General features: G+C 34.7%; 28 protein-coding genes. 12 read left to right on the top strand and 16 right to left on the bottom strand.

The window, feature by feature from the left end; translation table 11 throughout:
• Positions 1–118: 118 nt before the first annotated feature.
• Both AOY20_RS08345 and nth read left to right on the top strand, forming a co-directional pair.
• Positions 119–910, top strand: coding sequence for an RnfABCDGE type electron transport complex subunit B (locus tag AOY20_RS08345; RefSeq protein ID WP_054581426.1), 792 nt, complete (start codon positions 119–121; stop codon positions 908–910).
• Positions 911–914: 4 nt separating this feature from the next.
• Complete coding sequence (nth, locus tag AOY20_RS08340; RefSeq protein ID WP_054581425.1) at positions 915–1,610, top strand: endonuclease III; 696 nt, start codon at positions 915–917, stop codon at positions 1,608–1,610.
• 33 nt (positions 1,611–1,643) lie between these two features.
• Here the strand turns inward: nth and AOY20_RS08335 are convergent, their stop codons facing one another.
• The 3 genes from AOY20_RS08335 to AOY20_RS08325 form a co-directional block, all read right to left on the bottom strand.
• Complete coding sequence (locus AOY20_RS08335) at positions 1,644–1,847, bottom strand: hypothetical protein (protein WP_227510324.1); 204 nt, start codon at positions 1,845–1,847, stop codon at positions 1,644–1,646.
• An 87-nt stretch (positions 1,848–1,934) separates the two neighbouring features.
• Complete coding sequence (adk, locus tag AOY20_RS08330) at positions 1,935–2,594, bottom strand: adenylate kinase (RefSeq protein WP_054581424.1); 660 nt, start codon at positions 2,592–2,594, stop codon at positions 1,935–1,937.
• An 80-nt stretch (positions 2,595–2,674) separates the two neighbouring features.
• A complete protein-coding gene (locus AOY20_RS08325) occupies positions 2,675–3,991 on the bottom strand; it encodes a DUF445 domain-containing protein (RefSeq protein ID WP_054581423.1) in 1,317 nt (438 codons plus the stop codon).
• 640 nt (positions 3,992–4,631) lie between these two features.
• Between AOY20_RS08325 and mrdA the strand changes: the two genes are divergently transcribed.
• Together mrdA and rsmD are read left to right on the top strand one after the other, a co-directional pair.
• On the top strand, positions 4,632–6,641 hold the full coding sequence (gene mrdA / locus AOY20_RS08320) for a penicillin-binding protein 2 (RefSeq protein ID WP_054581422.1): 2,010 nt from the start codon (positions 4,632–4,634) through the stop codon (positions 6,639–6,641).
• Positions 6,642–6,644: 3 nt separating this feature from the next.
• Positions 6,645–7,199 carry a 16S rRNA (guanine(966)-N(2))-methyltransferase RsmD gene (rsmD, locus tag AOY20_RS08315; protein ID WP_054581421.1) on the top strand — a complete coding sequence of 185 codons (555 nt, stop codon included), beginning with the start codon at positions 6,645–6,647 and terminating at the stop codon, positions 7,197–7,199.
• Positions 7,200–7,225: 26 nt separating this feature from the next.
• On the opposite strand, the gene AOY20_RS08310 is transcribed toward rsmD, so the two are convergent.
• Positions 7,226–7,651 (bottom strand): hypothetical protein, encoded by a 426-nt coding sequence (locus AOY20_RS08310; RefSeq protein WP_054581420.1) that lies wholly within the window; start codon positions 7,649–7,651, stop codon positions 7,226–7,228.
• Between the two features lie 231 nt (positions 7,652–7,882).
• On the opposite strand from AOY20_RS08310, the gene AOY20_RS08305 reads away from it, so the two are divergent.
• Positions 7,883–8,623, top strand: coding sequence for a sulfite exporter TauE/SafE family protein (locus tag AOY20_RS08305; RefSeq protein WP_054581419.1), 741 nt, complete (start codon positions 7,883–7,885; stop codon positions 8,621–8,623).
• 11 nt (positions 8,624–8,634) lie between these two features.
• Here AOY20_RS08305 and AOY20_RS08300 read toward each other — a convergent pair whose 3' ends face one another.
• The 6 genes from AOY20_RS08300 to AOY20_RS08275 form a co-directional block, all read right to left on the bottom strand.
• Positions 8,635–9,057: a hypothetical protein gene (locus tag AOY20_RS08300; RefSeq protein WP_054581418.1), complete on the bottom strand. Its 423-nt coding sequence runs from the start codon at positions 9,055–9,057 to the stop codon at positions 8,635–8,637.
• Positions 9,058–9,126: 69 nt separating this feature from the next.
• Positions 9,127–9,702, bottom strand: coding sequence for a HupE/UreJ family protein (locus AOY20_RS08295; RefSeq protein ID WP_054582567.1), 576 nt, complete (start codon positions 9,700–9,702; stop codon positions 9,127–9,129).
• 5 nt (positions 9,703–9,707) lie between these two features.
• A complete protein-coding gene (gene ureG, locus AOY20_RS08290; protein ID WP_054581417.1) occupies positions 9,708–10,322 on the bottom strand; it encodes an urease accessory protein UreG in 615 nt (204 codons plus the stop codon).
• Between the two features lie 126 nt (positions 10,323–10,448).
• A complete protein-coding gene (locus AOY20_RS08285) occupies positions 10,449–11,114 on the bottom strand; it encodes an urease accessory protein UreF (protein ID WP_054581416.1) in 666 nt (221 codons plus the stop codon).
• Complete coding sequence (ureE, locus tag AOY20_RS08280; protein ID WP_054581415.1) at positions 11,101–11,586, bottom strand: urease accessory protein UreE; 486 nt, start codon at positions 11,584–11,586, stop codon at positions 11,101–11,103. Before ureE ends, AOY20_RS08285 begins: the two co-directional genes overlap by 14 nt.
• Positions 11,587–11,749: 163 nt before the next feature.
• Complete coding sequence (locus tag AOY20_RS08275; RefSeq protein WP_054581414.1) at positions 11,750–12,637, bottom strand: DMT family transporter; 888 nt, start codon at positions 12,635–12,637, stop codon at positions 11,750–11,752.
• Positions 12,638–12,989: 352 nt separating this feature from the next.
• On the opposite strand from AOY20_RS08275, the gene AOY20_RS08270 reads away from it, so the two are divergent.
• The gene (locus tag AOY20_RS08270; RefSeq protein WP_054581413.1) at positions 12,990–13,265 is read left to right on the top strand and encodes a hypothetical protein; all 276 of its coding nucleotides are present in this window, start codon (positions 12,990–12,992) and stop codon (positions 13,263–13,265) included.
• A gap of 412 nt (positions 13,266–13,677) precedes the next feature.
• On the opposite strand, the gene ureC is transcribed toward AOY20_RS08270, so the two are convergent.
• The 4 genes from ureC to AOY20_RS08250 form a co-directional block, all read right to left on the bottom strand.
• Positions 13,678–15,378, bottom strand: coding sequence for an urease subunit alpha (ureC, locus tag AOY20_RS08265; protein ID WP_054581412.1), 1,701 nt, complete (start codon positions 15,376–15,378; stop codon positions 13,678–13,680).
• A gap of 12 nt (positions 15,379–15,390) precedes the next feature.
• A complete protein-coding gene (locus AOY20_RS08260; RefSeq protein ID WP_054581411.1) occupies positions 15,391–15,699 on the bottom strand; it encodes an urease subunit beta in 309 nt (102 codons plus the stop codon).
• 9 nt (positions 15,700–15,708) lie between these two features.
• Entirely contained in the window at positions 15,709–16,011 is a 303-nt protein-coding gene (gene ureA / locus AOY20_RS08255; RefSeq protein ID WP_054581410.1) for an urease subunit gamma, read from the bottom strand.
• 193 nt (positions 16,012–16,204) lie between these two features.
• A complete protein-coding gene (locus AOY20_RS08250) occupies positions 16,205–17,086 on the bottom strand; it encodes an urease accessory protein UreD (RefSeq protein ID WP_054582566.1) in 882 nt (293 codons plus the stop codon).
• 129 nt (positions 17,087–17,215) lie between these two features.
• Here AOY20_RS08250 and AOY20_RS08245 point away from each other — a divergent pair, with 129 nt between their 5' ends.
• The 3 genes from AOY20_RS08245 (at position 17,216) to AOY20_RS08235 (ending at position 19,104) form a co-directional block, all read left to right on the top strand.
• A complete protein-coding gene (locus AOY20_RS08245) occupies positions 17,216–17,977 on the top strand; it encodes a 3-oxoacyl-ACP reductase (RefSeq protein WP_054581409.1) in 762 nt (253 codons plus the stop codon).
• Between the two features lie 124 nt (positions 17,978–18,101).
• Complete coding sequence (locus AOY20_RS08240; RefSeq protein WP_054581408.1) at positions 18,102–18,428, top strand: hypothetical protein; 327 nt, start codon at positions 18,102–18,104, stop codon at positions 18,426–18,428.
• 193 nt (positions 18,429–18,621) lie between these two features.
• Positions 18,622–19,104: a copper resistance protein NlpE gene (locus tag AOY20_RS08235; RefSeq protein WP_054581407.1), complete on the top strand. Its 483-nt coding sequence runs from the start codon at positions 18,622–18,624 to the stop codon at positions 19,102–19,104.
• 71 nt (positions 19,105–19,175) lie between these two features.
• On the opposite strand, the gene AOY20_RS08230 is transcribed toward AOY20_RS08235, so the two are convergent.
• Positions 19,176–20,777 carry an isocitrate lyase gene (locus AOY20_RS08230; RefSeq protein WP_054581406.1) on the bottom strand — a complete coding sequence of 534 codons (1,602 nt, stop codon included), beginning with the start codon at positions 20,775–20,777 and terminating at the stop codon, positions 19,176–19,178.
• Between the two features lie 670 nt (positions 20,778–21,447).
• Here AOY20_RS08230 and AOY20_RS08225 point away from each other — a divergent pair.
• The 3 genes from AOY20_RS08225 to AOY20_RS08215 all read left to right on the top strand — a co-directional run bounded on the left by AOY20_RS08225 (position 21,448) and on the right by AOY20_RS08215 (position 25,494).
• Entirely contained in the window at positions 21,448–22,437 is a 990-nt protein-coding gene (locus tag AOY20_RS08225) for a LysR family transcriptional regulator (RefSeq protein ID WP_054581405.1), read from the top strand.
• A gap of 120 nt (positions 22,438–22,557) precedes the next feature.
• Positions 22,558–23,877 (top strand): polyamine export protein PaeA, encoded by a 1,320-nt coding sequence (gene paeA, locus AOY20_RS08220; RefSeq protein ID WP_054581404.1) that lies wholly within the window; start codon positions 22,558–22,560, stop codon positions 23,875–23,877.
• Positions 23,878–24,153: 276 nt separating this feature from the next.
• A complete protein-coding gene (locus AOY20_RS08215; RefSeq protein ID WP_054581403.1) occupies positions 24,154–25,494 on the top strand; it encodes a CitMHS family transporter in 1,341 nt (446 codons plus the stop codon).
• Positions 25,495–25,569: 75 nt separating this feature from the next.
• Here the strand turns inward: AOY20_RS08215 and AOY20_RS08210 are convergent, their stop codons facing one another.
• Positions 25,570–26,079 (bottom strand): hypothetical protein, encoded by a 510-nt coding sequence (locus AOY20_RS08210; RefSeq protein ID WP_054581402.1) that lies wholly within the window; start codon positions 26,077–26,079, stop codon positions 25,570–25,572.
• Positions 26,080–26,263: the final 184 nt, after the last annotated feature.

The following is a 26,263-nucleotide window of genomic DNA, read 5'->3' as shown; positions in this document are numbered from 1 at the left end:
AAAGCATATAGTGAACCAATATAGATCACAAGATAATTCGGATATTTCATGCTAAAATCAGCACCCTAATCTAAATCTCCTTATTTCTACTGCATTTTTTGTAGTTGTGGTATTTCCAATGAATTCGCAAATCGCACTCATCCAAAAAATTGATGCTTTACTTCCCCAAACTCAATGTGGTTTATGTGGTCATCGTGATGGTTGTTTGCCCTATGCAAAATCTATAGTTGAAGGTGAAGAAGCCAATAAGTGCGTTCCAGGCGGGCAACCCGTAGCAGATGCACTTGCAAATTTATTAGATCGACAACAATTAGTTGCAGAAGAAAGCGTATGGCCTATCCAAGCAGATGGTCGTCCTCAGCGTATGAAAGCAATTATTCGAGAAGATGAATGTATTGGCTGTACAAAATGTATTAGTGCTTGTCCTGTAGATGCCATTATTGGTTCTGGAAAACTTATGCATACCGTCCTAACAGATCTATGTACTGGCTGTGAATTATGTATTCCTCCCTGTCCTGTAGATTGCATTGATTTAGTCGAAGATTTACAACCTATATTAAATAGTGACACTCGGATTCAAGAACAAAATGATTTACGCCAGCGGTACTATGCACATATTCAACGTGAAGAAAAACGTCGATTAAATCGTAAAGGACCTGTAGTCCGTGCAGAAATTGATACCGAGTTATTCGCACAATTTTCAGCACAATCTGATGCAGTTCCAGCAATTAAAGTACTCGAAAAGCCAAAACCAATGGCTGTGCAACAGGATGCTAAAACAACAATTGAGCTCGCAAAAATTCGTACTCAAATTAAGAAATTAGAAAAACAATTAAGTGTCCGTGAAGATCAAACTAAACGTAATCAACTTGAAGAGTTGATACAAAAAATGGCTGACTTAGGAGCATAAGTTCATGGCAGTAAAAAACATGACAAAAAAGCAGATTCAAACCTTTTTTGAACGCTTACGTGAACAACGTCCTAATCCAAAGACTGAACTCAACTATTCAAGCCCTTTTGAATTATTAGTAGCGGTGACGCTCTCTGCCCAAGCTACCGATGTCAGTGTAAATAAAGCGACTGATAAATTATTTCCTATAGCCAATACACCTGAAGCCATTTATGCATTAGGTGTAGATGGTCTAAAAGAATATATAAAAACCATTGGTTTATATAATTCAAAAGCAGAAAACGTGATTAAAGCATGCAAAATACTAATAGAAAAGCATAATAGTATTGTGCCAAATAACCGTGCCGATTTAGAAGCATTACCTGGTGTTGGACGTAAAACAGCAAATGTTGTTTTAAATACTGCATTTGGTCAGCCAACTATGGCTGTAGATACCCATATATTTCGTTTAGGTAATCGTACTGGTTTAGCAATCGGTAAAAATGTACTTGAAGTTGAACACCGATTAGTTAAGGTTATTCCAAAGGAATTTATTATAGATTCTCATCATTGGCTTATTTTACATGGACGCTATTGCTGCATTGCACGTAAACCAAAATGCAATGAATGTATTGTATCAGATGTATGTAATTGGCCTGATCGATTTGAGTTTGGTGCAGCTCGTATTCCAACAACAAATATTTCAACAGCTGAACATTAATGTTCAGCTTTCATAATCATTTAAATTTCTGAATTATTTTTCTTGCTGTTCTTGAGCCTGTTTTTCACGCTCTAATTCTTTTAATTTCGGATGCAACCGACGCTGGGGTGCTTTACCTACATTTTCTGCTCTTTCTTCTGTGCGTACTTTAATCAACATTTTATAACTAATCACAAATAATGCGACTAAAACAACGAAACAAATTATTAGTAAAACAATAACAGCAATATTCTGCAAAGGAATATCCTCAAATTAAAGATATAAAAAAGAGCCCTAATATGACTTAGGACTCTTTTCTTGTCAAAATTTTAAAATCAAATTCTATTATTTAGATTGATCTAAAATTGCAAACAAATCTGTTTGAACTTCTTCAATTGGACGTAAACCGTTCAATTTGTTGTAGGTTGGTGCATTTTCACCAGCTGTTGCACGACCTTGGTAGAAACCAACGAGTTGTTCAGTTTCAGTATGATATGAACCTAAACGTTTACGAATAGTTTCTTCTTGATCATCAGGACGCTGAACTAAATCTTCACCTGTTTCATCATCTTTACCTTCAACTTTTGGTGGGTTATACACAATGTGATAAACACGACCTGAAGCTGGGTGTTGACGACGACCAGATAAACGTTGAACAATTTCTTCATCAGGCACATCAATTTCGATCACGTGATCAATATTAATACCTTCTTTTTCCAAAGCTTCTGCTTGTGGAATTGTGCGAGGGAAACCGTCAAAAATACATCCATTCACACAATCTGGTTGAGCAATGCGCTCTTTCACAAGACCAATGATTAACTCATCAGATACCAGACCACCGCTTTCCATCACACTCTTAGCTTTAAGACCTAATTCAGTACCTTCACGAATTGCAGCACGGAGCATATCACCGGTTGAAATTTGTGGGACATTGTAGCGCTTACAGATCAACTGAGCTTGTGTACCTTTACCTGCTCCAGGTGGTCCTAGTAAGATAATGCGCATAATGAAACATCCTCATTTTAACAATGTATATAATATTTAATATGATGAACCGTTTAATTCACTCATCATTAAATATCGAATTATAAGAAAGCGACAAATAAATGTATTAACCCGGCTAAAAACCCAGTTACGCCCCCCAGTAAAATCAAAATCCATTCGTCTTCCTGAAATGCAGGACGTAATAGGTTTTGGAACTCTTTAGGAGTTAAATCTCGAATACGATCACGGAACATTTGATAGATCTTTTGTGCACGGCTTGCGTTAAACGCTGGATCGCTTACAGGCACCATCGTAATTTCAATTGAGCGATCGATCAAGTCCGACTTGAGTTTTGCATACTCTGTTGGACCTAAAGATAGCTGTAATGTTGTACGAACTAAAGGTGTTTCCATGATTTTATTAATATGTTTTTTGACTATACGGCGCGTTTTATCCTTTTTATGACCATACATCATCTCAGTCATAATGGTCTTTAACGTAATTAAATCTTCTGTTACAACACTTGCAAAGACATCTGAAACTTCTTCTTGTCGTTTCATAAATGCCCCTTGAATATTATAGGTACTCATATGTGGTAACACAGGTTTAATCCAAGGAAATTTGTGACCTTTTACACGTGTAAAGAATTTAGGATATTTCACTGGATGTGGATAAAGTGGATTAAACACCATCCAAATTGCAATCCAGTTTGTTAAAAATCCCCAAATTGCTGCCCAAAAAGGAACGGTCCAATGCCATGGTACAATTAACCAAATAATCATTTGGACAAAACCAAAACACATTCCAATAAGTGCACTCATGTGCCAAATAAAATTAATTTCTTTTTGTCCTACTTTGAGGAACATACGAACCATTAAACGACGATCACCTTCCATTTGGCTGACCACCATTTCACGCATATTTACCAAAGATTCAACATTCAAAATTAAATCTGTTACTAAATCTTTTAAAACTGCAGGCAATTGTTTATGTGATTGCGCATAAATACGTCTTTTAATTGAATATGGCAGATTTTCCCAAAGAATAGCATTACGCTCCAACATCACTTCATCAATTAAATTATCAAGTTCATGTGTCACTTGTTCACCAATAATACGTGCCATATCATCGGGATCCATAGCCTCGAGAAATTCACTCAACGAACCTAATTTCGATAACGTATTGTCTGTAATAATTCCTGAGATTCGTCCAGCTTTCCTAGGAACAATACCCTGCCAACCTATTGGAATAGAACCAATATGAAATCCCCAAAAATGAATAGGGAAAAATACCATTTTCAGTGCCATCCATACATGTGCCCATGTCACAAAAGTTGTCACTGGAACGATACTGAGCACAGCCCATAAGTCTGGGCGATTCAGAAATGCTAGCAACAACTGATGAAGGTACTCAAGCATGAATTTTTCCGTATTTCTTTCTAATTACTGCGGTTGAATTTCAAGTTCACTCTTTTCAAGAGTGTCTTCAAAAATGAAAAAACAATATGATTTCATATTTTCATTTGTAGCAAATGAAAATGGCAAATCAATAGCTCAATTAATATAAACAATAAAATGAATCAGATTCATTTGAAAATTTATAAAACAAACTGAATCATAACAATCTACTTTTTTCGTAAAAAGACCATGAATTACAAGTCTTCAATATAATAACCTTTTTTGATGAATTATACGAAAGCTTCTCAATGGTAAATTACTTTAATTTTAAAAGAGTTTTTATTCATATTCCATTTATTTAAGCTTCCAAAATAATATTTAAATCCTTGTTATAAATCATCATATTATTTTTAAATTTTCTTTTAATGTCATATGCTAATGAATTGAGCTATACCTTTTTAAGTTACTGTAAATTTTAGCCTCATGACTCTATCAGATAATTTTATAGGCTTATATACATAAATTTTCTTTTTTCATGTCTAGAAAGTCAAAAAATTGTAGTAGGCAAACATTTTGCCAATCTCATCTACACAATCATTTCTAAAATTACGTTAGAATAGGCAGAATTCTCTATTTTTTCAGCAGATACAGCCAAGAACATATGAAACCGAATTTTCCACTTAAAAATGTGCAGCAAGAAAAGCGCATATTTCGCAATCGTGTCTTCATATCTATTGGTATTATTACTTTTTTCTTGCTAATTCTTGTGGTTCGTTATGCATATTTACAAATCACTAGTTTTGATGAATTTAGTACAGCATCAGATAAAAACCGTATTCGTCTACAACCCTTAGCACCAGCACGTGGTTACATTTATGATCGTAATGGTATTTTATTGGCAGATAATCTACCTGTTTTTAATGCCACAATTAGCCGTGCTGATGTAGATGATATAGATGATACTATTCGTCGCCTTAGTCCTGTATTATCACTTACAGAAGAAGATATTGAGCGCTTTAAAAGCCGTATAAAAACAGCTCGAAAAACTGAACGTGTTTCTATTAAACTCAATCTAAATGAAACAGATATTGCTCGTTTTAGTGAAGTGAAATTTTTATTTCCTGGCGTAAATATTGAACTCCAAATGACACGCTATTATCCACATGGGGAACTATTTGCTCATGTGATTGGATACGTTGGAAGAATTAATGATAAAGAACTCAAAGAAATTGATAAAGATGCCTATGCAGGAACAAACCTAATTGGAAAAATTGGTGTTGAAAAATCATATGAACAACTCCTACATGGCGTACCTGGAAATGAATCTATTGAAGCCGATGCGCATGGTAATGTTCTACGCCATTTAGGTAAAAAAGATCCAATTCGTGGAAATGATTTATATCTATCTCTCGATTATGGTCTACAAGTGATTGCAAGCGAACAATTAGCTGGTCGTCGTGGTGCTATTGTTGCTTTGGATCCTCGTACAGGTGAAATTCTAGCCTTAGTTTCAAGTCCTAGTTTTAATCCTAATCTATTTGTGACAGGAATTAGCAATACTGATTATTCGCAATTACGTGATAATTTAGACCAACCACTTTACAACCGTGCTGTTCAGGGAGCTTATCCTCCAGGTTCAACCATTAAGCCTATGTTCGGCTTAGGTGGAATTCATTACGGATATATTGATTGGAAAACCCAAATTTCCGACCATGGTTATTTTACATTACCTGGTGATAGCCATCGTTTCCGTGACCATAAAAAAACAGGACACGGTGCTGTAGATTTACATAAAGCTCAAGTTGTTTCATGTGATACCTACTTCTATATTCTTTCTTATAGAATGGGAATTGAAAAGATGAATGCTTGGATGCGCCAATTCGGTTTTGGTGCAAAAACTGGCATTGATCTACCTAGTGAAAGTACGGGCTTATACCCTAGTCCTGAATGGAAATTACGTACTCGTAATGCAAAATGGTTAAAAGGTGAAACTATTTCGGTCAGTATTGGTCAGGGTGCATTTACTTCAACACCATTACAACTTGCTATGGCAACTGCTATTACAGCAAACCAAGGTGCTCACATCACACCTCATGTTTTACGTGAGAGTAAAGGTGCTAAACCATATAAAGTACATAATGCTTCAGATGGTCAAATCCAATTTAATGGACAACCTGAAGATTGGATAAAAATGCGTGAGGCAATGGTCGATGTTGTTAACTCTGGTACAGGACGTGGTATTCGTACGCCAATGTATTCAATCGCAGGTAAAACAGGTACTGCGCAGGTAAAAAGTATTGCTCAGGGTAAAAAATATAATGAATCTTTACTTACAGAGCGTCAACTTGACCATGGTTTATTTGTTGGTTTTGCTCCAGCAGAAAATCCAGAGATTGCAATTGCTGTCGTTTGGGAAAATGGTCGCCACGGTGGTTCTGCTGCCCAACTTGCCAAACCAATGTTTGACTATTGGCTATTAACCCGTAAGAAAAATCCAATTATTCCAAAAGGAACACATATTAGTGGTGGCTTAATGACTGCTGGTATCAAACCAAGTGAATTACCAAGTGGTAATCAAATCTTATCCGCTGATCCAAATGCAACGAATCCCCCTCAAAGAGAAGCATCTGCCGCTACACCAGCAAGCCAAGCAATAGTAGAACGAGATTAATATATGAAAAATCAACTCCGCATCATTGGTGGTGATTGGAAAAGACGTCAACTTCCTTTTGCGAGTATTGACGGTTTACGCCCAACGCCTGATCGTGTTCGTGAAACGCTTTTCAACTGGCTCATGTGGGATATTCAAAATACAAATGTATTAGATATTTGTGCAGGTTCTGGAGCACTAGCATTTGAGTCTTTATCACGAGGTGCAAGCCAAGTGGTTATGATTGAGCCAAATACATCTCAAACCAAATTTTTAAAAGATAATCTTGAACTTCTAAAAGTAACAAATCAGCGTGCAAAACTTAAAATTGGCACAGCACAACAAACATTACCAAGCTTGAAAGAACAATTTGATTTAGTTTTTCTAGACCCACCTTACAGCTTAAATTTATGGACAGAATTAGCTACTTTGGCAGATCCATTAATTAAAATAGGTGGACTTATTTATGTTGAAGCCGATCAAGATATTGGACAACTACAATTACCTTCATCATGGCAACAAATTAAAGAAACAAAGGCTGGTAGTGTAAGAGCTGGCTTATTTAAAAAAACAATTTAAAAAAAGGATGCTTAGGCATCCTTTTTTTATTGTCTTGACTGTTTAACTTTTCGCTCTTCATTCGGTCTAGTAGCGCTTGTATCATTTTTTATTGGCCGTTTATTTTGATGCTGATCTTTGGGTTTTGAACTTTGAGGGCGACTTTGCTGTTGTGGTCTAGTAGGTCGTTGTTGACTATTTTCAGGTCGAATAGGACGATATTGCTCCTTACCCAATGATGGTTTATTCGGTTTATTTAAATTTTGATTATATTTAGGCGAACTAGAATGCCGTACCGCATGTATATCCTGTCTTACAGGTTTTACCGTATGATAGTTTCGATAAGATGATGAATAGTTATAATAAACAGGGCTTGAATAATAGCCCATACTACTATAATAATCATCGCTCGGTGTAATCATACATCCAGTCAAAAATAATACACAACTAGAAAGCAAAAATAGTGTTTTCATTCTATTTCCATCCTCATTTTATTGTGCACATTATTTAATCTAAATACGCATTCCTAAAGAATCTTACGTTTCATCTTGTAGAGTCCCATTCATTATTTATTCATAGTTAATTTAAAATAATATTTCTTATCTTTTATCTTCAATATACCAGCTGATATTCATATAAATAAACCATTTATATTTTAATAACTTACATAGATAATACTCTTTCAAAACACTTGCGATCTTTTTATGGCCTGGCTCATTTTTATTTTTGGTGCAATTGTTGCTGGTTTTATTCAAGGTTTAACAGGTTTCGCATTTGGACTTGTTGCCATGTCATTTTGGGTATGGATTTTAGCTCCTCAACTTGCAGCACCTTTAGTCGTATTTGCTTCCCTATGGGGGCATATTATTTCTCTGAGTAGCGAAAAAAACTTATTCCAGTTCCATAAATCACTTATTCTACCCTATATTTTTGCAGGTTTAATCGGAGTTCCTTTAGGAACTTGGTTGCTTGAACACGTTAATGCTTCAACATTTAAATTTATTCTAGGGACATTTCTAATGGTTTGGAGCCCATTAATGTTGTTCAGACCCCAAATTAAAATCATAGAAAATGCTGGAGGAATCGCAGATATTTTTATTGGATTTGTTGGTGGAATTTTAGGTGGATTAGGTGGTTTTAGTGGGGCTATTCCATCTGCATGGGTCATGCTTAAAAACATGCCTAAAGATAAACAACGTTATATTATGCGCCACTTTAATTTTGCTATTCAAATCTGTGCAATCCTCAGCTATACCATACAGGGTAATTTGCAAAGCCATCTTCTACCTTATTTTGCAGTACTCATAATTGCTGTTAGTCTGCCTGCTATCTGGGGTGCTAAATTATTTTATAAAATTTCAGCTCAACAATTTAATAAAATTGTGCTTAGTTTATTATTTGCTTCTGGTATATTTCTCACTGTTAGTACGTTCATAATCAGCTAATAATATTATATTTAAAAATCCTTAGACCAAAAAAAACGAATCATTTGTCCACGATCATATGGAAAATTTGATACATACTCATAACCAACTTTACGATATTTATCTATCTTATATTCCATGCCATAACCAATGGAAAATTTTAAATCATTTGCAATATTAGGCACAATTTGAGTGGTATCCATCTTTTGGTCTAGAGGACTAAACTCATATAAAGTATTGTTATAAATTTTAATTCTATCATTTTCATATAGCTTATTATTCATAACACTGTAATCTTGAGTTTCCTCAACTAGTGCATCAAACTGTTCCTTTTCTTCTTTTGCTTGAATGTCAAAAATAGTCGGCTTAGCAAAATTTTCTTCATCGACATACTCATCTGCCAATGCAAGAGAATTAAAGAAACCTAATATGATTAAAAAAATATATTTTTTCATTGCCTAACGACGAAAAAAGGTAGCACATATATGCTACCTTGAATTTATTTATTATTCATGTATTTATTTTTAAGCTAAACCAATAATTGCAACAATTGCTGCCAATGTTCCTACAATTTTTTTCCCATAAGGAATATAACTGATGATAAACTTGCCCAAAATTAGACCCAAAATATAAAGTGCACTCATTGCACACAACATTCCTAAAATTTGTAACAGCCAATGTCCTTGGTTCGCAAGTTCTGTACCATGTGCAACACCATGAAATGTCGCTAAAAATGCTACTGCAATAGGAAATATCACTCTAGATTTCATCCATAAAGCGACAGTAAGAATGATCAGTGAAGCAACGATTCCATATTCCGCAAAGTCTGTAAACACAGTTGTCTTAGCACCTAAAACAAAACCAACAACCAATGCTACAATTAAGCTTAGTGCACCTGTTAGCTTCCATTGTTTACTCGCTGTCCACATCAATACACCAAATGCTAAAGCCATCATTAAATGATCTAGACCTGTAAATGGATGTATGAACCCTGTCCAAAAACCCGCTTCATGTTCATGATAATGCCCTGGATGAGCATAGGCAAATATTGGAACAAAAAGTAAACTAATTGAAGTTAATCGTTGAATTAAATTTTTCATTTCCATTACGCCTTAAACAAACCCTGTTTCTCAATAAATTCGATGATTTCATTTAACCCATCTTTCGTTTTCATATTTGAAAATAAAAATGGTTTGTCACCTCGCATACGTTTTGCATCTTGATCCATTACATCTAAATTTGCGCCAACCATGGGTGCAAGATCAGTTTTATTAATGATCAATAAATCAGACTTAGTAATTCCAGGCCCACCTTTACGCGGAATTTTCTCTCCACCCGCAACATCAATTACATATAACGTTAAATCGGATAGCTCAGGGCTAAAAGTTGCAGCAAGATTATCACCACCACTTTCAATAATAATTAGCTCTAGACCTTCGAATTTTTCACATAAATCATCAATCGCTGCTAAATTAATTGAAGCATCTTCACGAATTGCTGTATGTGGACACCCCCCAGTTTCAACACCAACAATACGTTCAGGATTCATTGCTTCATGCCGTGTTAAAAAGTTTGAATCTTCTTTAGTATAAATATCATTTGTTACAACTGCCATGTTATATTTTTCACGCAACTCATGGCACAAATTCAATGTTAAAGCAGTTTTACCAGACCCGACTGGTCCACCAATTCCAACCCGTAATGGGGAACGTTCTGTCATTTTATATTTCCTTCATTAGCTCTCTCTTTTTTCAAGAGAGAATTGGGGAGAAACTAAGCCCCCATAATTTCAATTTTTTAAGCCCCCATACAATCCTCATTAAAAAAGCAGGACTGGAAGGCATTATTAAGATCTAAATAATCTCGAATATTGTGTTTCATGTGCCATACTCAACATGGCATAACGTGGTAATGCACTACTCATCTGAAGATCTTCAAGCATTAGCGCTTTTTCAACCGCTGCAGGTACAAGTTCATATAAATGCCATAAAATACGTTGTCCGCTCATTTGCCCCAACGGAACTGTTTTTACAGCACCTAAAACTTGATTTTCGAGTACTGTAAACGTATATGCAGTTAAAACATCAGCTTCATTTAACACTAATCTTCCGCAAAGTTGTGCATAAACAGGTACAAAACCAAATTGTTTTTTGATCGGAACAGGAAGTTTCAAAACATCTTTTATCCATGCATTCAGTGAAAAAGCAAGTTGTTGTGATTCTGCCAACAACTCCCGACTTTCACGACTAGCACGATAAATATTAGCCCAATAATCAAACATTTCATCTTGATCATAATAATGCATAAGACGTTTTAAAATAGGCAATTCAAAACGTACTAAAAGCATTTCTAATACTTCTTCGAAATATGCAATACTTGTATCTTCATCATGAATTATGCCTTGATCAATTGCACTTTCTACGCCTTGCGAATAACAGTATGCACCTACTGGCAACGCTGTTGAAGATAGCATTAATAACTTAAGCAGATGTGCAGCATTAGTGATGCGCATGGGAATGAATCGCTTTAATTGGGCTTAAGCGATGATCATGGCTATGTTGCGCATATGCACCACTTTCTGGCTCAAATGGATGCTCAATTTCATTGACTGCAAGACCCAGCCCAATAACCATTTCCGCTAAAACATGATCAGGTTCAAAATATAATACAGTTGGTGTCAACATAAGTGGCACATGACGATTGCCTAAATGATATGCAGCTTTGAGTAAATCAAATTCTGTTTGAGCAGTGACCTGCATTAAACTTTCAGGCTTTGCATCAACTCGAAGTAAATCACCTTGTTCTGTTGCAATAAATGAACCACTGCGCAAAATACCAGTGCGTGGTAAATCTGCACCAATATCTGCTCCATTACTTAATGTTGCACGAAATCGGCTCTTTTGACGGGTGTCGAAACTCAGTTCAACAGTTTCAAAATTACTTCCCTCTGAAATGTTTTCTATTCTTTGAGTGTAGATTTTCATGCTTTTCCTTTTGTCACGAAGATGTTTCTTTTCTCGCTTCGTAGAAGTTAAAAACATCTATAAATTAACGCATCAAAAGTAAGCATTTTTCATGCCAATAAATGAGTTTTATTGGTGCATATTGCTTTCTAATAAGATTTAAAGTAAATCTATCACTTTATATTTATGCCCAAATAACTAATATTGCAGCTAAAACTACTAAGCCCAATCCCCAATATTCTGATTTTACTAATTTTTCTTTAAAGAAATACGCTGAAATTAATAAGCTAAAAATAATTTCAATTTGTCCTAATGTTTTCACAATCGGCACACTAATCATACTCATAGCAGTAAACCATCCTAATGATGCCATAAAGCTACATAAACTCACCTTGAACGTGAGCCCTAATCTATTCCAAAGCGCAACAAGTGTTTGACGACTAAATAATCCTAAATAAAACATCATAAATAAACATTGCACACTAATAACTGACAACAACACCCATGAAGCTCGATGAATTGTAGGTAACATAGATAGTTCTAAACTCGCTTCACGTACTAAAATTGAAGTAATCGCAAAACATAGCCCACTTCCAACACCGATAATTAAAGTCTTTGGAGAAAATCCCGAAAATTGATATCCTCGGCTAAGTAAAAATACTGCAATACCTCCCAATAGAACCCCAAACCATGCAAATAAAGACAATTGATCTGATAAAAAAACAACACCAATAATTGCTGCTAAAATAGCTTCACTTTTTGCAAGCCCCACACCAATTGCATAATTTTTTTGTTTAAATAATTGCACCATTAATGCTGTTGCTAATATCTGAGCTATTGCTGCAATAATAATATAAATCCAATATGAGGTGCTAAAATGAACATCATTTCCGATAGGCAAGTAAATATATAAACATTGAAGATAAATAATTGCTAAAGGTAAGCCAAAAATAAAACGAGCAAGTGTTACTCCCCAAATATCTACTGTTGTACTTAATTGTTTTTGAAATGCATTACGCCATGCCTGCATAAATGCAGCCATGAGAGTAAAAAAAATCCAACTGATTACCATATATTTATCTGCTAATACAATATTAGTCGCTTGATTTTAAAACTTGAAAAAGCAAATGACTAATTAAAAATAAAATGTAATCAGATACCCAAAAGTTAATAGTCAATATTATTTTTTATCATTTAATAAAGAGATTAACATATTTATAAAACATATATTGTATTTATTATGATCCAATATATAACACCTTATCGATCTAAATTGGGGCATATCTCACAAATAACAAGACTTTTTCATATAAACTATACAAATCAATAATTATTTTTAAAGATAAAATGATTGTCAAAAAACTTTCATAATATTAATGTAGTGTTAATGGTATTAAATACTAGCACTTAGGGAGAATCAGGAAATGGTTTTTCACACTCGCAGTCAAAAAATTAATTTAATCTCACCATCAATTTCTAATCTGATGTCTGAATATAATCTTAAAATAAATGGTGTTGTTGAGTTATCAGAAGGCATTATGTTTGAATTTGGTGCAGTTATTGATGATGAAGAAATTGTATTTGATGTTTATTATGACAAATACAATCAATTTAAAAAACTCCATGTAGATGAAGACTACCAACCAACTTTTAGAGAAAATTTAAAGCAAGAATATTTTGAAAATGCTTTAATTAGTTAAAGTTTAAAATTGCATAAACTCTTAAGCCAATGTTTAATATATTTAATCATTGGCTTAATTTTTTATGATAAATAATGTTATACTAATAGCCTAGCTAGGCAATACCTAAGCAAGTTTTATTCTTTTATTACCAAATGATATTTAATCAGACAGAAAATCACTTCTAAATTAGACGACTTTCAATATCAACATTGAAATAAATATACCTATATTTGATAACGCAAGCCAAATAATATAATCACATCAGCTTAGCTTTAAAAATTTAATGCCCCATAATAGATAGAAATCTATCTTTCTTATCGATTAAACATAATCCATAGTTTTGCATCATCAAATATCTATAATGATATTAAATTTACTTTACAAATTAAAAAACCTTCTATGAAAGAAGGTTTTTTTAATCATCGATCATTTAAAATAAAAAGTAACGTTGCGCCATTGGTAGAACTTCCGCTGGCTCACAAGTCAGTAATTTTCCATCTGCCCGTACTTCATAAATTTCAGGATCAACTTCCATCACAGGACAGTAAGTATTCAACTTCATATCTTTCTTCTGAATATTCCGTGTGCTTTTACACGGACTGATCAGCTTTTTAAGTTCAAGCTTTTGATGTACACCTTCATCAATTGCGATTTGAGATAAAAATGTAATACAGGTGTTATGTACACCACGTGCATTTGCTCCAAACATCGGACGATAATGCACAGGTTGAGGAGTTGGAATTGATGCATTAATATCACCCATCGGTGCTGCTGCAATCATTCCACCTTTAATAATCATAGAAGGTTTCACGCCAAAAAAAGCTGGTTTCCACAATACTAAATCAGCTAATTTCCCTTCTTCGACTGAGCCAATTTCATGACTTAGACCATGCGTAATAGCAGGATTAATCGTATATTTTGCAATATAACGCTTTACTCGATTATTATCATGTGTGGCATTATCACCTTCTAAATATCCTCGCTGTACTTTCATTTTATGTGCAGTTTGCCATGTTCGAATTACAACTTCACCCACACGTCCCATTGCTTGGGAATCCGAGGACATCATGGCAATTGCACCCAAATCCTGCAAAATATCTTCTGCCGCAATGGTTTCACGTCGTATACGACTTTCTGCAAATGCAACATCTTCTGAAATTGCAGGATCTAAATGATGACAAACCATCAACATATCCAAGTGTTCATCAATCGTATTAATCGTATATGGTCTTGTTGGATTTGTTGAAGATGGCAATACATTTGGCTGACCAATTGCTTTTAAAATATCTGGTGCATGCCCACCACCTGCACCTTCAGTATGATACGTATGAATTGTTCTATTTTTAAAAGCTGCTAATGTTTCTTCTAAAAATCCACTTTCATTTAAAGTATCTGTATGAATTGCAACTTGTACATCGAACTGATCTGCAACACTTAAGCAATTATCAATTGCAGCAGGCGTAGATCCCCAATCTTCATGTAACTTTAATCCTACTACACCAGCTTTAATTTGTTCCGCAATTGGTTCAGGTTGGCTCAAATTTCCTTTACCCAATAAACCAATATTCATAGGTAAATCATCAATTGCCTGCAACATCGTTGAAATATGCCATGGACCTGGGGTAACTGTAGTTGCTGATGTTCCTGCTGCAGGTCCTGTACCCCCGCCAATCATAGTTGTAATACCAGACATAAGTGCAGTGTCAACCTGCTGTGGACAAATCCAGTGAATATGTGTATCAACACCACCTGCCGTTAAAATTTGCCCTTCTCCAGCAATTACTTCAGTTGCAGCACCCAATGGAATTGTGATATTGGGTTGAATATCAGGATTTCCAGCTTTACCAATTTTCCAAATTCTCCCATTTTTCACCCCAACATCGGCTTTAATAATTCCCCACCAATCAACAATTAACGCATTGGTAATTACTGTATCTGCTACTTCATCTGCAAGTAATTGTGACTGTCCCATTCCATCACGAATGACCTTACCACCACCAAATTTAACTTCTTCACCATACGTTGTTAAATCCTGTTCAACCTCAATAAAAAGTTCTGTATCTGCTAATCTAACTCGGTCACCAACTGTTGGACCAAACATTTCTGCATATGCACGGCGTGACATTTTCATTTTATTTCTTCCTTAGTCCAACTTACCCATTATGCGACCAGCAAACCCATATACTTCACGTTTCCCAACCAATTCAACCAATTCAATATTACGACTTTGACCAGGTTCAAAACGAACAGCTGTCCCTGCGGCAATATTTAAACGGAATCCTTTTGCTGCCTCCCGATCAAATTGCAAAGCATCATTTGCCTCATAAAAATGAAAATGAGATCCCACTTGAATCGGTCGATCACCAAGATTACTTACCATCATTTTTAAAGTTTTACGACCAACATTCATTTCAATATCTAAATTCGGGGTAAGTACCTCTCCAGGAATCATATGCTACTCCTACACAATCGGTTGATGAACAGTGACAAGTTTTGAACCATCAGGAAAAGTCGCTTCCACTTGAACTTCAGCAATCATTTCAGGTATACCATCCATCACATCTTCTCGTTTTAATAATGTCGTTCCATAATGCATCAGTTCACTCACCGTCATCCCATCACGAGCACCTTCTAGTAGTGCAGCCGAAATAAATGCAATTGCTTCAGGATAGTTCAGCTTAAGACCCCGTGCTTTGCGACGCTCAGCCACTAAACCTGCTGTAAAAATAAGTAATTTATCTTTTTCAGTTGGATTAAGTTCCATATTCCTTTCCTAAAGTTATTCAATCTTTTAAATGCAAAATATTTACTCAAATCATCTCTAAGTGAGTTTTAAAGCAATACTTTAAAACAAAACTAAAGAAATAAAGGACTGTAGAGATCCCCAGAAAATCTTCTCTAATCAACAGGTATTTCCCTCTCCTATTTTAGAGAGAAGACCTAGATAGGAAGCATCATTATGTCCTCCAAATTCTTGGAAATTCTTCTTCTAAATTAAACCAATAATGACGTAATTTCGCTCGAATTGCGGCAAATGCATCATGACATTCTCTGACATCATTACCTAAATAACGTGCTGAAACGACTGTATCTAGCAAGGTCAATGTCACATTAATATTCATTCGCATAATGAGTTCACGAATTTGATCAACATGTTGATCTAAAAAAAATTTAGATCTAAATTTTTCAGGTGGTACTGCCCAAAAACTTGCCATGACAGCACAGCCATTCATTCCCAAACAAGATGTTAACCAGCGATCATTTCCTTCAAACCTTAAAAAATCAGTCACTAACAATTTATTATTCTGAAATAACTGAAACTTATTCTGATACTTTCCTTCAGAAAAATACTCTTCTCGGGCTTGCCGACCAATCACAAACATATCCCAACCAATAAAACTTGCTTGCTGGTCTAGTGATATAGTCATTTCTGAATTTGCATTCGCACCATTAAAGAGCATTGTTTCTTGTGGAAGCCATTCAAACACTGAAGTATCTTTCACTGTAATATCAATATGTTGAAAGGCTTGCTTTTGATTTGTTTTGTACCACTTCCCTGCCCCAGGTGTTGTCACTAAAGCATGTGCCTGCTGCTCTGCACACATAATAAATGTAAGATGATCACCTCCTGCGATCCCCGCAGGTGGATGAACAATAATTGCGTGGCATACCCCTGTCTTTTCAGGCCAAAGCATCTTCTGCACCCGAACAGGACCAAAGTGTTTCCTGTGCGCTAAAATGGTGCGATTTTTTTCACCAATAAAGCCCATTTCTAATTTTGCAAACCAATATTTAGGATGAATGCGATCATAGTCATTAAAGGCTTGGTTCAATTTCATCATTCACTGATCATTTTCTATCTCTTGGTGAATAAAGCAAAAACTGCACCACTTTTTTACATAAATTTTACTTTGGCATTTTACGAAAGCTTGCTATGTTTTCATTATTTCAGTTTTAAGATCTATTACATGCAAATTCGTGATCAAATTGTTCTCGTGACTGGTGGTGCACGTGGATTAGGCTTAGCAATTACACAAACTTTAATTTCTGAAGGTGCTCGTGTTGTTGTAAATTACTTTTCCAGTGAGACTCAAGCAAAAAAGCTAGCAAAACAGTATCCTAAGCAGGTCTTCACCTATCAAGCTGATGTCACCAATAAAGATCAAGTCAAAGTTATGTTTAATGCCGCTAAGGAATATTTTGGCTCTGCAATTACTTCAATTATTAACAATGCATTAATTCACTTTGAATTTAATGGTGATGCTCGACCAAAAATTGAAGATCTCACCACACAAACAATGACATCACAATTTAATGGTTCAGTTTTAGCTGCTCTAAATACGACGCAAGCTGGTTTAGAAGATATGAAAAAAGCACAATTTGGTCGTATTATTAATGTTGGAACCAATCTTGTACAAAATCCTGTTGTACCATATCACGACTATACCGCAGCAAAAGCAGCATTATTGGCATTTACACGGACTGCATCTCAGGATTTAGGGCAATATGGAATTAACGTCAATATGCTCTCAGGTGGATTGCTACAAACAACAGATGCCAGTAAAGCAACTCCAGATTTTGTTTTTGATCTTATTGCATCTTCAACACCCTTAAAAAGAGTGATAACACCTGAAGAATTTTCTTCAGCAATGATGATCTTTTTATCCCCATATTCTCATGCAATTACGGGACAAAATCTAATTGTCGATGGTGGACTTGTTAAAGGTTAATTTTTAAAATAAGTAATTCTTTCTATTTACTTATTTTTTAATCAATTAACTGATATGAGATGAAATGTGATGCATAAATATTTATACAATAGATGCATCACCTCTAGAAATTACTCCACATCTCATGAAATTTTATGTAGTTTTACTCAGTACAACCCTTTTTAGTGGCTGTATGTTTTCAAACTCCAATGAGATAAAAAAAGCAGAAAAAATATTAGAGCAGTTTAGTTGTGCCAATATTGAAAGTTCTGCAATGGTGCATACATCTATTACGTCTTATCACGAAAGATCACTGTATGGATCAAAACAAAAAGCACAAGAGTATATAGAAAATTATAAAAATGGAGATGAAATATTTGATATTCCATTATCAGAAGTCATAGAACAGCAATTTACAATTTACAAAGAAGCTTGCCAAAATTTAGGTGGTTTACATAATGGTGAAAAATAAATACAACACAATCAACTTAATGTTATAATTGTTTGAATATATTCACATATTATAGCTCTATATATTTACTAAAAAGTGTATAAAGTTGCACGATTTTATTACATGAATTTTCTATTTATATTCAGCGAATATTTATATGATAAATTAGTCAAAGCAATTCGACTTTTCTAATATTTTAAATTTTGGTGAAATTATGAAAAAAAGTGCACTTATTTTAAGCATCTTAGCTATTTCTTTAGCAGCATGTAGTAAACCAAAAACAGAAGATCAACCAGTGGCATCGGAAGCATCTGCACCAATGACAGCTACAGTAGCATCTGAAATTGCACCGACTGGTGATACTGCTGAAACTTCATTAGATTGGGCTGGTGATTACAAAGGTACAATTCCTTGTGCTAACTGTGATGGCATTAAAACAGAACTTGAACTCAAAAGTAATAAGACTTATGAGCTTACTCAAGAATATATTGGTGCTAAAGATGTAGATACAAAATTAGATATTAAGGGAACTTTTACATTTGATCCTAAAAATCCATCTATCATTACTTTAGATTCTATAGCAGATAATCGTAAATTATTTGTAGGCGAAAATTATGTTGAATTCCGTGCCGCTGAAACTGGTGATGCAATTACTGGTCCACTTGCAGATCAATATAAATTAACTAAAGAAAACTAATTTTCCTTATTTACATTACTCACAGAAAAAACCCTGCAATTGCAGGGTTTTTTCTAATCAACTCACCGTTTTTATGCAGAGAATTGGTTCATTGTATTTTTCGCATCATCACCAGCTTTAAGTGCATTGTCACCAGCGAAGATTTCTTTGTGATCATCACCGATATCTGATCCCGCCATTGCTTGATGTTTCACACAAGCGATACCACCGCGGATTTCTTTACGTTGTACACCAGCAACATAAGCCAACATACCTTCAGAACCGAAGTAACCTTGAGCAAGCTCATGCGTAGAAAGTGCAGCTGTGTGGTAAGTTGGAAGTGTAATCAAGTGATGGAACACACCTGCTTCACGAGCAGCATCTGCTTGGAATGTACGGACTTTTTCGTCAGCTTCGGCAGCTAATTCAGTCGCATCATACTCAGCGCTCATTAATTTAGCGCGATCATAAGCAGAAACATCTTTACCTTCAGCAACCCAACGATCGTACGCCTGTTGACGGAAGTTTAAAGTCCAGTTGAACGAAGGTGAGTTGTTGTAAACAAGTTTCGCATTTGGCACAACTTCACGTACGCGGTTAACCATGTGAGCGATTTCAGCTACGTTTGGAGTCGCAGTTTCGATCCAAAGAAGATCAGCACCGTTTTGAAGACTTGTTACACAGTCAAGTACAACTCGATCGATTTGAGTACCTTCACGGAATTGATACAAGCCAGAAGCTAAACGCTTAGGACGGTGAAGTTTACCATCACGCTTGATTAGGATTTCATCTTCTTGCGCTTCTGAAATATCAATCTCTTGAGTGTCTAAGTAGCTAATGTATTGTGAAGCGATGTCACCTGGCTCTTTAACCACTGGAATTTTTTGCGTTAAATCTGCACCTTCAGAGTCAGTACGTGCAACAATAATACCATCATCAAGACCCATTTCTAAGAATGCATAGCGAAGAGCATGGATTTTCGCAATAAAGTCTTCGTGTGGAACTGTTACTTTACCTGCTTGATGACCACATTGTTTAGCATCAGATACTTGGTTTTCGATTTGAAGTGCACATGCACCTGCTTCGATCATTTTCTTCGCTAAAAGGTAAGTTGCTTCTTCATTACCAAAACCAGCATCGATATCCGCAATTATTGGCACAACATGTGTTTGGAAATTGTCAATTTGTGAAGTGATTTCAGCTGCTTTAACAGTATCACCCGCTTCTTGTGCTTTTTTAAGTGCACGGAAAAGATCGTTTAATTCTTTTGCATCAGCTTGACGTAAGAATGTATAGATTTCTTCAATCAATGCAGGAACTGAAGTTTTTTCATGCATAGATTGGTCAGGAAGTGGACCGAATTCTGAACGAAGAGCAGCAACCATCCAACCAGAAAGATAAATATATCGACGTTCAGTTGTACCGAAATATTTTTTATTTGCAATCATTTTTTGTTGTGCTATGAAACCGTGCCAGCAACCTAATGATTGAGTATATTTGCTAGAATCAGCATCATAAGCAGCCATATCACGACGCATAATCGCAGCTGTATATTTTGCGATATCCAAACCTGTTTTAAAACGGTTTTGAAGTTGCATACGCGCAGCATCTTCAGGAGAGATGTCTGCCCAAGTGTTACCGAATTTTGCTTTTAATTCACGGATTGCATCAATCGCTGTTTGGTATGTAGTCATGATATTTTCCTGTAATAATATTAGGATTTTCCCTACGAATGATTCGAATCATAACCCTCAAATAATTGTTCAGATTTCGATCATTTCGTTTTGATGAATACAGATTAGAGCGTGTAGAAAAATAAATCCAATATCCCCAAAGAATCTTCATCATTTATTTAAAAAATACGTAGATTAAAGTCGTAATGTTTTTTATATAATAATTTGCAAATATTTGATTTATATCGATTTTAAAAAACCAACAAGCGATCAAATTAAGTACAATTTGTATATTTTATAAGTACTATACTAAAGTCGAAACATACTTTTCATAAATAAAAAAAGCATTTTTTGACGAAAATACAAGCAAGCATAAAATAGAAAATTTACATCCCATCATTTATGAAATTTAGGAAAAATAAAATTAAGCTCTATATTATTTTAATGATCATATTTTCATTTACATTGATGATTACATTTTCATTTTAAGTATTAAGACTTATCTAGATTTATTCCATTTTTGATTTATATATATGATCAACTTTAATATGCAAAAAATCTCATAAGTTCATTATATCATTAACTTTTATGCTACAAATAGGCATTTTTTTTCATCGTATTTTCTACACAAGCAAAACTGCTTATGGCATAATTGAAATAATTCACTAATTTTATTCTCGGTATTTATTTTATGAATCTGGAGCGTGTCGATCTTAATCTACTGATATATTTAGATGTTCTGTTACGTGAAAAAAATGTAACTCGTGCAGCAGAACAATTAGGTGTCACTCAACCTGCTATGAGTAATATCCTGCGTAGATTACGAAATCTATTTAACGACCCTCTCCTGATTCGCTCATCAGAAGGTATGACGCCAACAGAACGTGCTTTGGAACTTCAACCACGTATTCGCGATGCTCTTGCTGATCTATCTATGATTTTAGAGCCACGTACTGAGTTTCGTCCATATACCTCAAATCGCGTTTTCCGCATCATGACTTCTGATTATGCTGAAGCTACATTAGTGCCACGCTTAGTTAAAGCATTGCGCTCAGAAGCACCAAATGTTGTACTCGACTTTTTAACGCCTAGTGATGTTTCTTACCGAGATATGGAACAAGGGAAAGTCGATTTAGCAATTAATCGTTTTAATGAAATTCCTCAGAGTTTTCATCAAGTTTTAGTATGGCGAGATAGTTTTTCTTGTTTACTTAATAGTAAACACCCTGCTGCTCCAAACCTAAATTTAAAAAGTTATTTAGATGCACAACATATTTGGGTTTCTAAAACAGGTATGGGTGTTGGTTTTGGTGTTAATCCTGAAAAACAAGCAGGTCTTGGTTGGATTGATCAAGCACTCGAACGTATTGGTCAAAAACGTAAAATTTCTGTTTTTACTCGTCACTACCAAATGCCTGCTTTATTGGCATCCAATGTTGATTTAATCGCAACACTGCCAAGCCGAATTGCACGCTTGCAAGCACAGAGTCAAAACTTACTCATTAAAGATCCGCCATTTTATATTCCTGAATTTGAATTAAAAATGGCATGGTGCCCTTTATTACATCATCATCCAGCGCATCGTTGGTTACGTCAACTTATTTTATATGTTGCACGTCAAATGATTGAAGAAGAAAATCGAGAGTTCTTACTCAACAACTCTCAAATTTCACATTTCTAATTCCAAATTTACTTAATTTTTATAATTTATTCCAATACAATAACTTGTGGAAACCATTTGCTTCCTCAAGTTATTTGTTTTAAAAGTATTTAATAAAATGATAAATCCACAGGTGGATTCGTGAGCCTTTTTCAAAATATCGTCATTATTATATTATTAATTATTGGCGGCGGTTTTTTATCTTTAACTGAAATTGCTCTCGCTGGTGCTCGTAAAGTCAAACTCAAAATACTTGCCGAGTCTGGAGAAGAGCGAGCACAAAAAGTATTAGACCTTCAAGTTAATTCTGCTGACTTTTTTGCAGCATCTCAAATTGGCATGAATGCTATTGCCATTTTAGGCGGGATTTTAGGTGAAGCGGCCTTTCGCCCCTATTTTGTAACTTTAGTCGATCGTTTTTATGATGGCCCTTGGACTCAGTCTATTGGTTTCGCACTTTCCTTTACTTTGGTGACATCACTTTTTATTCTTTTCGCAGATTTAATGCCAAAGCGTTTGGCAATGATTGCACCAGAAAAAATTGCAATTGCAGTTATTAATCCTATTCAAATATTTATTATATTTTGTCGTCCACTTGCACTTTTTATTAACGCAATTGCCAACTTAATTTTTAAACTATTTAAAGTTAATACAAAACGTGATGACAACATTACTTTTGATGATATTTCAGCAGTAATGGATGCAGGTGCACAAGCGGGTGTTTTACAAAAGCAAGAACATCATTTTATTGAAAATGTATTTGAATTAGAGGAGCGAAATGTTCCTTCAAGTATGACTACGCGTGAAAATGTCGTTTATTTTACATTAAATGAATCAGAAGCCAGTATTCGTCAAAAACTTGCAGAATATCCATATTCAAAATTTTTAGTTTGTAGCAAAAATATTGATGATGTCATTGGTTATGTAGATGCCAAAGACATTTTAGTTCGTATTTTAAATAATCAATCATTATTACAATTAAATGAATCAACTATTCGCAATGTTTTAATTATTCCAGATACACTTACATTATCTGAATTACTTGATCGCTTTCGTTCAAGCAAAGAAAAATTTGCTGTTGTCATTAATGAATATGCATTAGTTGTTGGTGTCATTACGCTTTCTGACATTATGATTACGGTGATGGGTGATTGGGTTACTCCAATAGAAGAAGATCAACAAATCATTAAACGTGATAATAATTCTTGGCTCATTGAAGGCAGTACACCAATTGAAGATATGAAACATGCACTTGAAATTGATGAAATGCCGGACGAAGAAAGCTATGAAACTTTAGCTGGTTTTATGATGTATCGTCTAAGAAAAATTCCACGCCCTGCTGATACTGTTGTCTTTGGTGATTATAAATTTGAAGTTGTAGATGTAGATCATTTCAAAATTGATCAGCTACTTGTTACACGTTTATCTTCAGAACAACCCACTTATAAAGAAGAAGAATAACATTATTCATTATCTCATGAGTACGAGTGTTATTTTTTAAATTCATATACAAATTAGGAGTTTATATTTTACCAGAATATATAAATTCCTATTTTTTAAACAAGAAAAATCCACAAAAAATAACCATAAGTAAATGAATTTTATTATATTAATAAATTCACTAAACCAACATAACATTACAATTTGCATAAAAACATTAGTATTTTTTTAATTAATATTCCATTTCTAAATTTTATAAAAAAATTCAATTATATTTTTAAATCAAGGACTGATTTTATGTTAACAACTTTAGGTTTGAGCATGATTTTATGCTTTATGTATTTAATTATGTCCAAACGACTAGTACCACTTGTTGCACTAACTATTATTCCAGTTCTATTTGCTCTTATTGCATGGGGGCTTGGCTACTTTATTGAAGGACTATCACATATAGAATTAAATAGTTTAGGTGAAATGATGCTCAATGGTGTAAAAAAACTTGCACCAACAGGCATCATGCTTCTATTTGCTATTCTCTACTTTGCAATCATGATTGATACAGGATTATTTGATCCTTCTGTTAAATGGATTCTTCGCCTCGTTAAAGGTGATCCACTTAAAGTTGTTTTAGGCACAATTACATTAACTTTAATTGTTTCATTAGATGGAGATGGTTCAACGACCTACATGATCTGTGTTGCTGCTATGCTTCCACTCTATAAACGCTTAGGTATGAGCCCTCTTATTATGGCATGTCTGATGCTTCTTTCGAGTGGCATTATGAACCTAACACCTTGGGGTGGACCTACAGCACGAGCAGCCAGTGCATTACATGTCGATCCAAGTGACTTATTTATTCCAATGATATTGCCAATGCTCTTCGCTATTCTTTGGTTATATTTCCTTGGATTTATGTATGGTCGAATGGAACGCAAGCGTTTAGGCATTATTGAACTTGATATTAGCCATGGTGATCAAATCCAAATTTCAAATAATCCTGAAGCTAATCGTGCACATTTACGTTGGTTTAATGGCTTATTAACACTGGGGCTAATGGTTAGTCTTATTCTAAGTCTTCTTCCTATGCCTATTCTTTTTATGATTGCGCTGTGTGTTGCATTAGTTGTGAATTATAAAGATATTGAATTACAAAAGAAATTAATTGCAAATCATGCAAGTAGCGTACTTAATGTTGTTGGTATTATTTTTGCTGCTGGCATTTTTACAGGAATATTGACAGGAACTGGCATGGTTGAGTCTATGTCAAAAGAACTTGTCGCTATTATTCCTGAAAGCTTAGGGCCTTATCTTGCACCTATTACTGCAATTATGAGTATGCCTCTAACATTCTTTATGTCTAATGATGCTTTTTATTTTGGTGTATTGCCTGTTCTATCCGAAGCAGCGGTACATTACGGCATTGAACCAATTGAAATTGCACGAGCTTCAATTGTTGGTCAACCGGTTCATCTTCTTTCTCCGCTAGTACCCTCAACTTATTTATTATGTGGGCTTGCAGGGATTGAGTTTGGTCAGCATCAGAAATTTACCATTAAATGGGCTATAATTACGTGCATAGTTATGCTTATAGCATCACTTACTTTTGGCATGTTTCCACTTTATTCTGTCTCTGAGTAGATATGAATAAAAATCTTTATAAAGATTTTCACATAAAAAAAGCACCAAAATATTGGTGCTTTTTTTAGCTATATTTTAGTTATGCTTTTTTAGTAACTCATCTAAAACAGCTTGATAGTGAATACTAATATCATCTTCTAAAATTTTGTAGGCATTATCAAACTGAACCATTGGCCAGCCTTCTTTCCAAAATGGGAAAATATTGTGTAAATCACGTGTCACAATCGCATCTTCACGTGTAATCGCTTGTGCAATCTGTGAAAGAACTTGTGCTGTTTCTGCACCATCAATTGCTAAATAATCAATACCGCGTGCTTTCAAAATACGGATACGGTCTTTTTTATAACGAATTTTTTTCGCCTGACCTTCATTAAGACCTAAAGCTAAAGTCACAGCTTCTACAAAATTATTCTCAAATGTTTGATTTAACGAAACCAATGCATCTCTATGCGCTTCTTGACGACCTGCTTTTCCACCATTACGAATAATGTCTTTGGCTTCACGATTAAGCTCATCATTTTTCATAGAGTTTAAAATATCTAGAATTTCAATATCGCTTAACATTGCAGGAGATTGTTCAGTCATAAAAAGCCTATAGCTCGGAGGTACAATTACAAAGAACTATTTTCGCATAATTTAGAATGGAAATATATGTACAACTTCATGATGAAATAAATTAGCCATCACAATATCATTATTTTATCTTTTTATATGAAATCTATATTTTAATTTTCCATCTTTCTTCTCATAAGAAAGATGGAAATAAACA

Source organism: Acinetobacter equi (assembly GCF_001307195.1).
GTDB classification, from domain to species: Bacteria; Pseudomonadota; Gammaproteobacteria; order Pseudomonadales; family Moraxellaceae; genus Acinetobacter; species Acinetobacter equi.
This window is presented reverse-complemented; position numbering and strand designations above follow the sequence as displayed.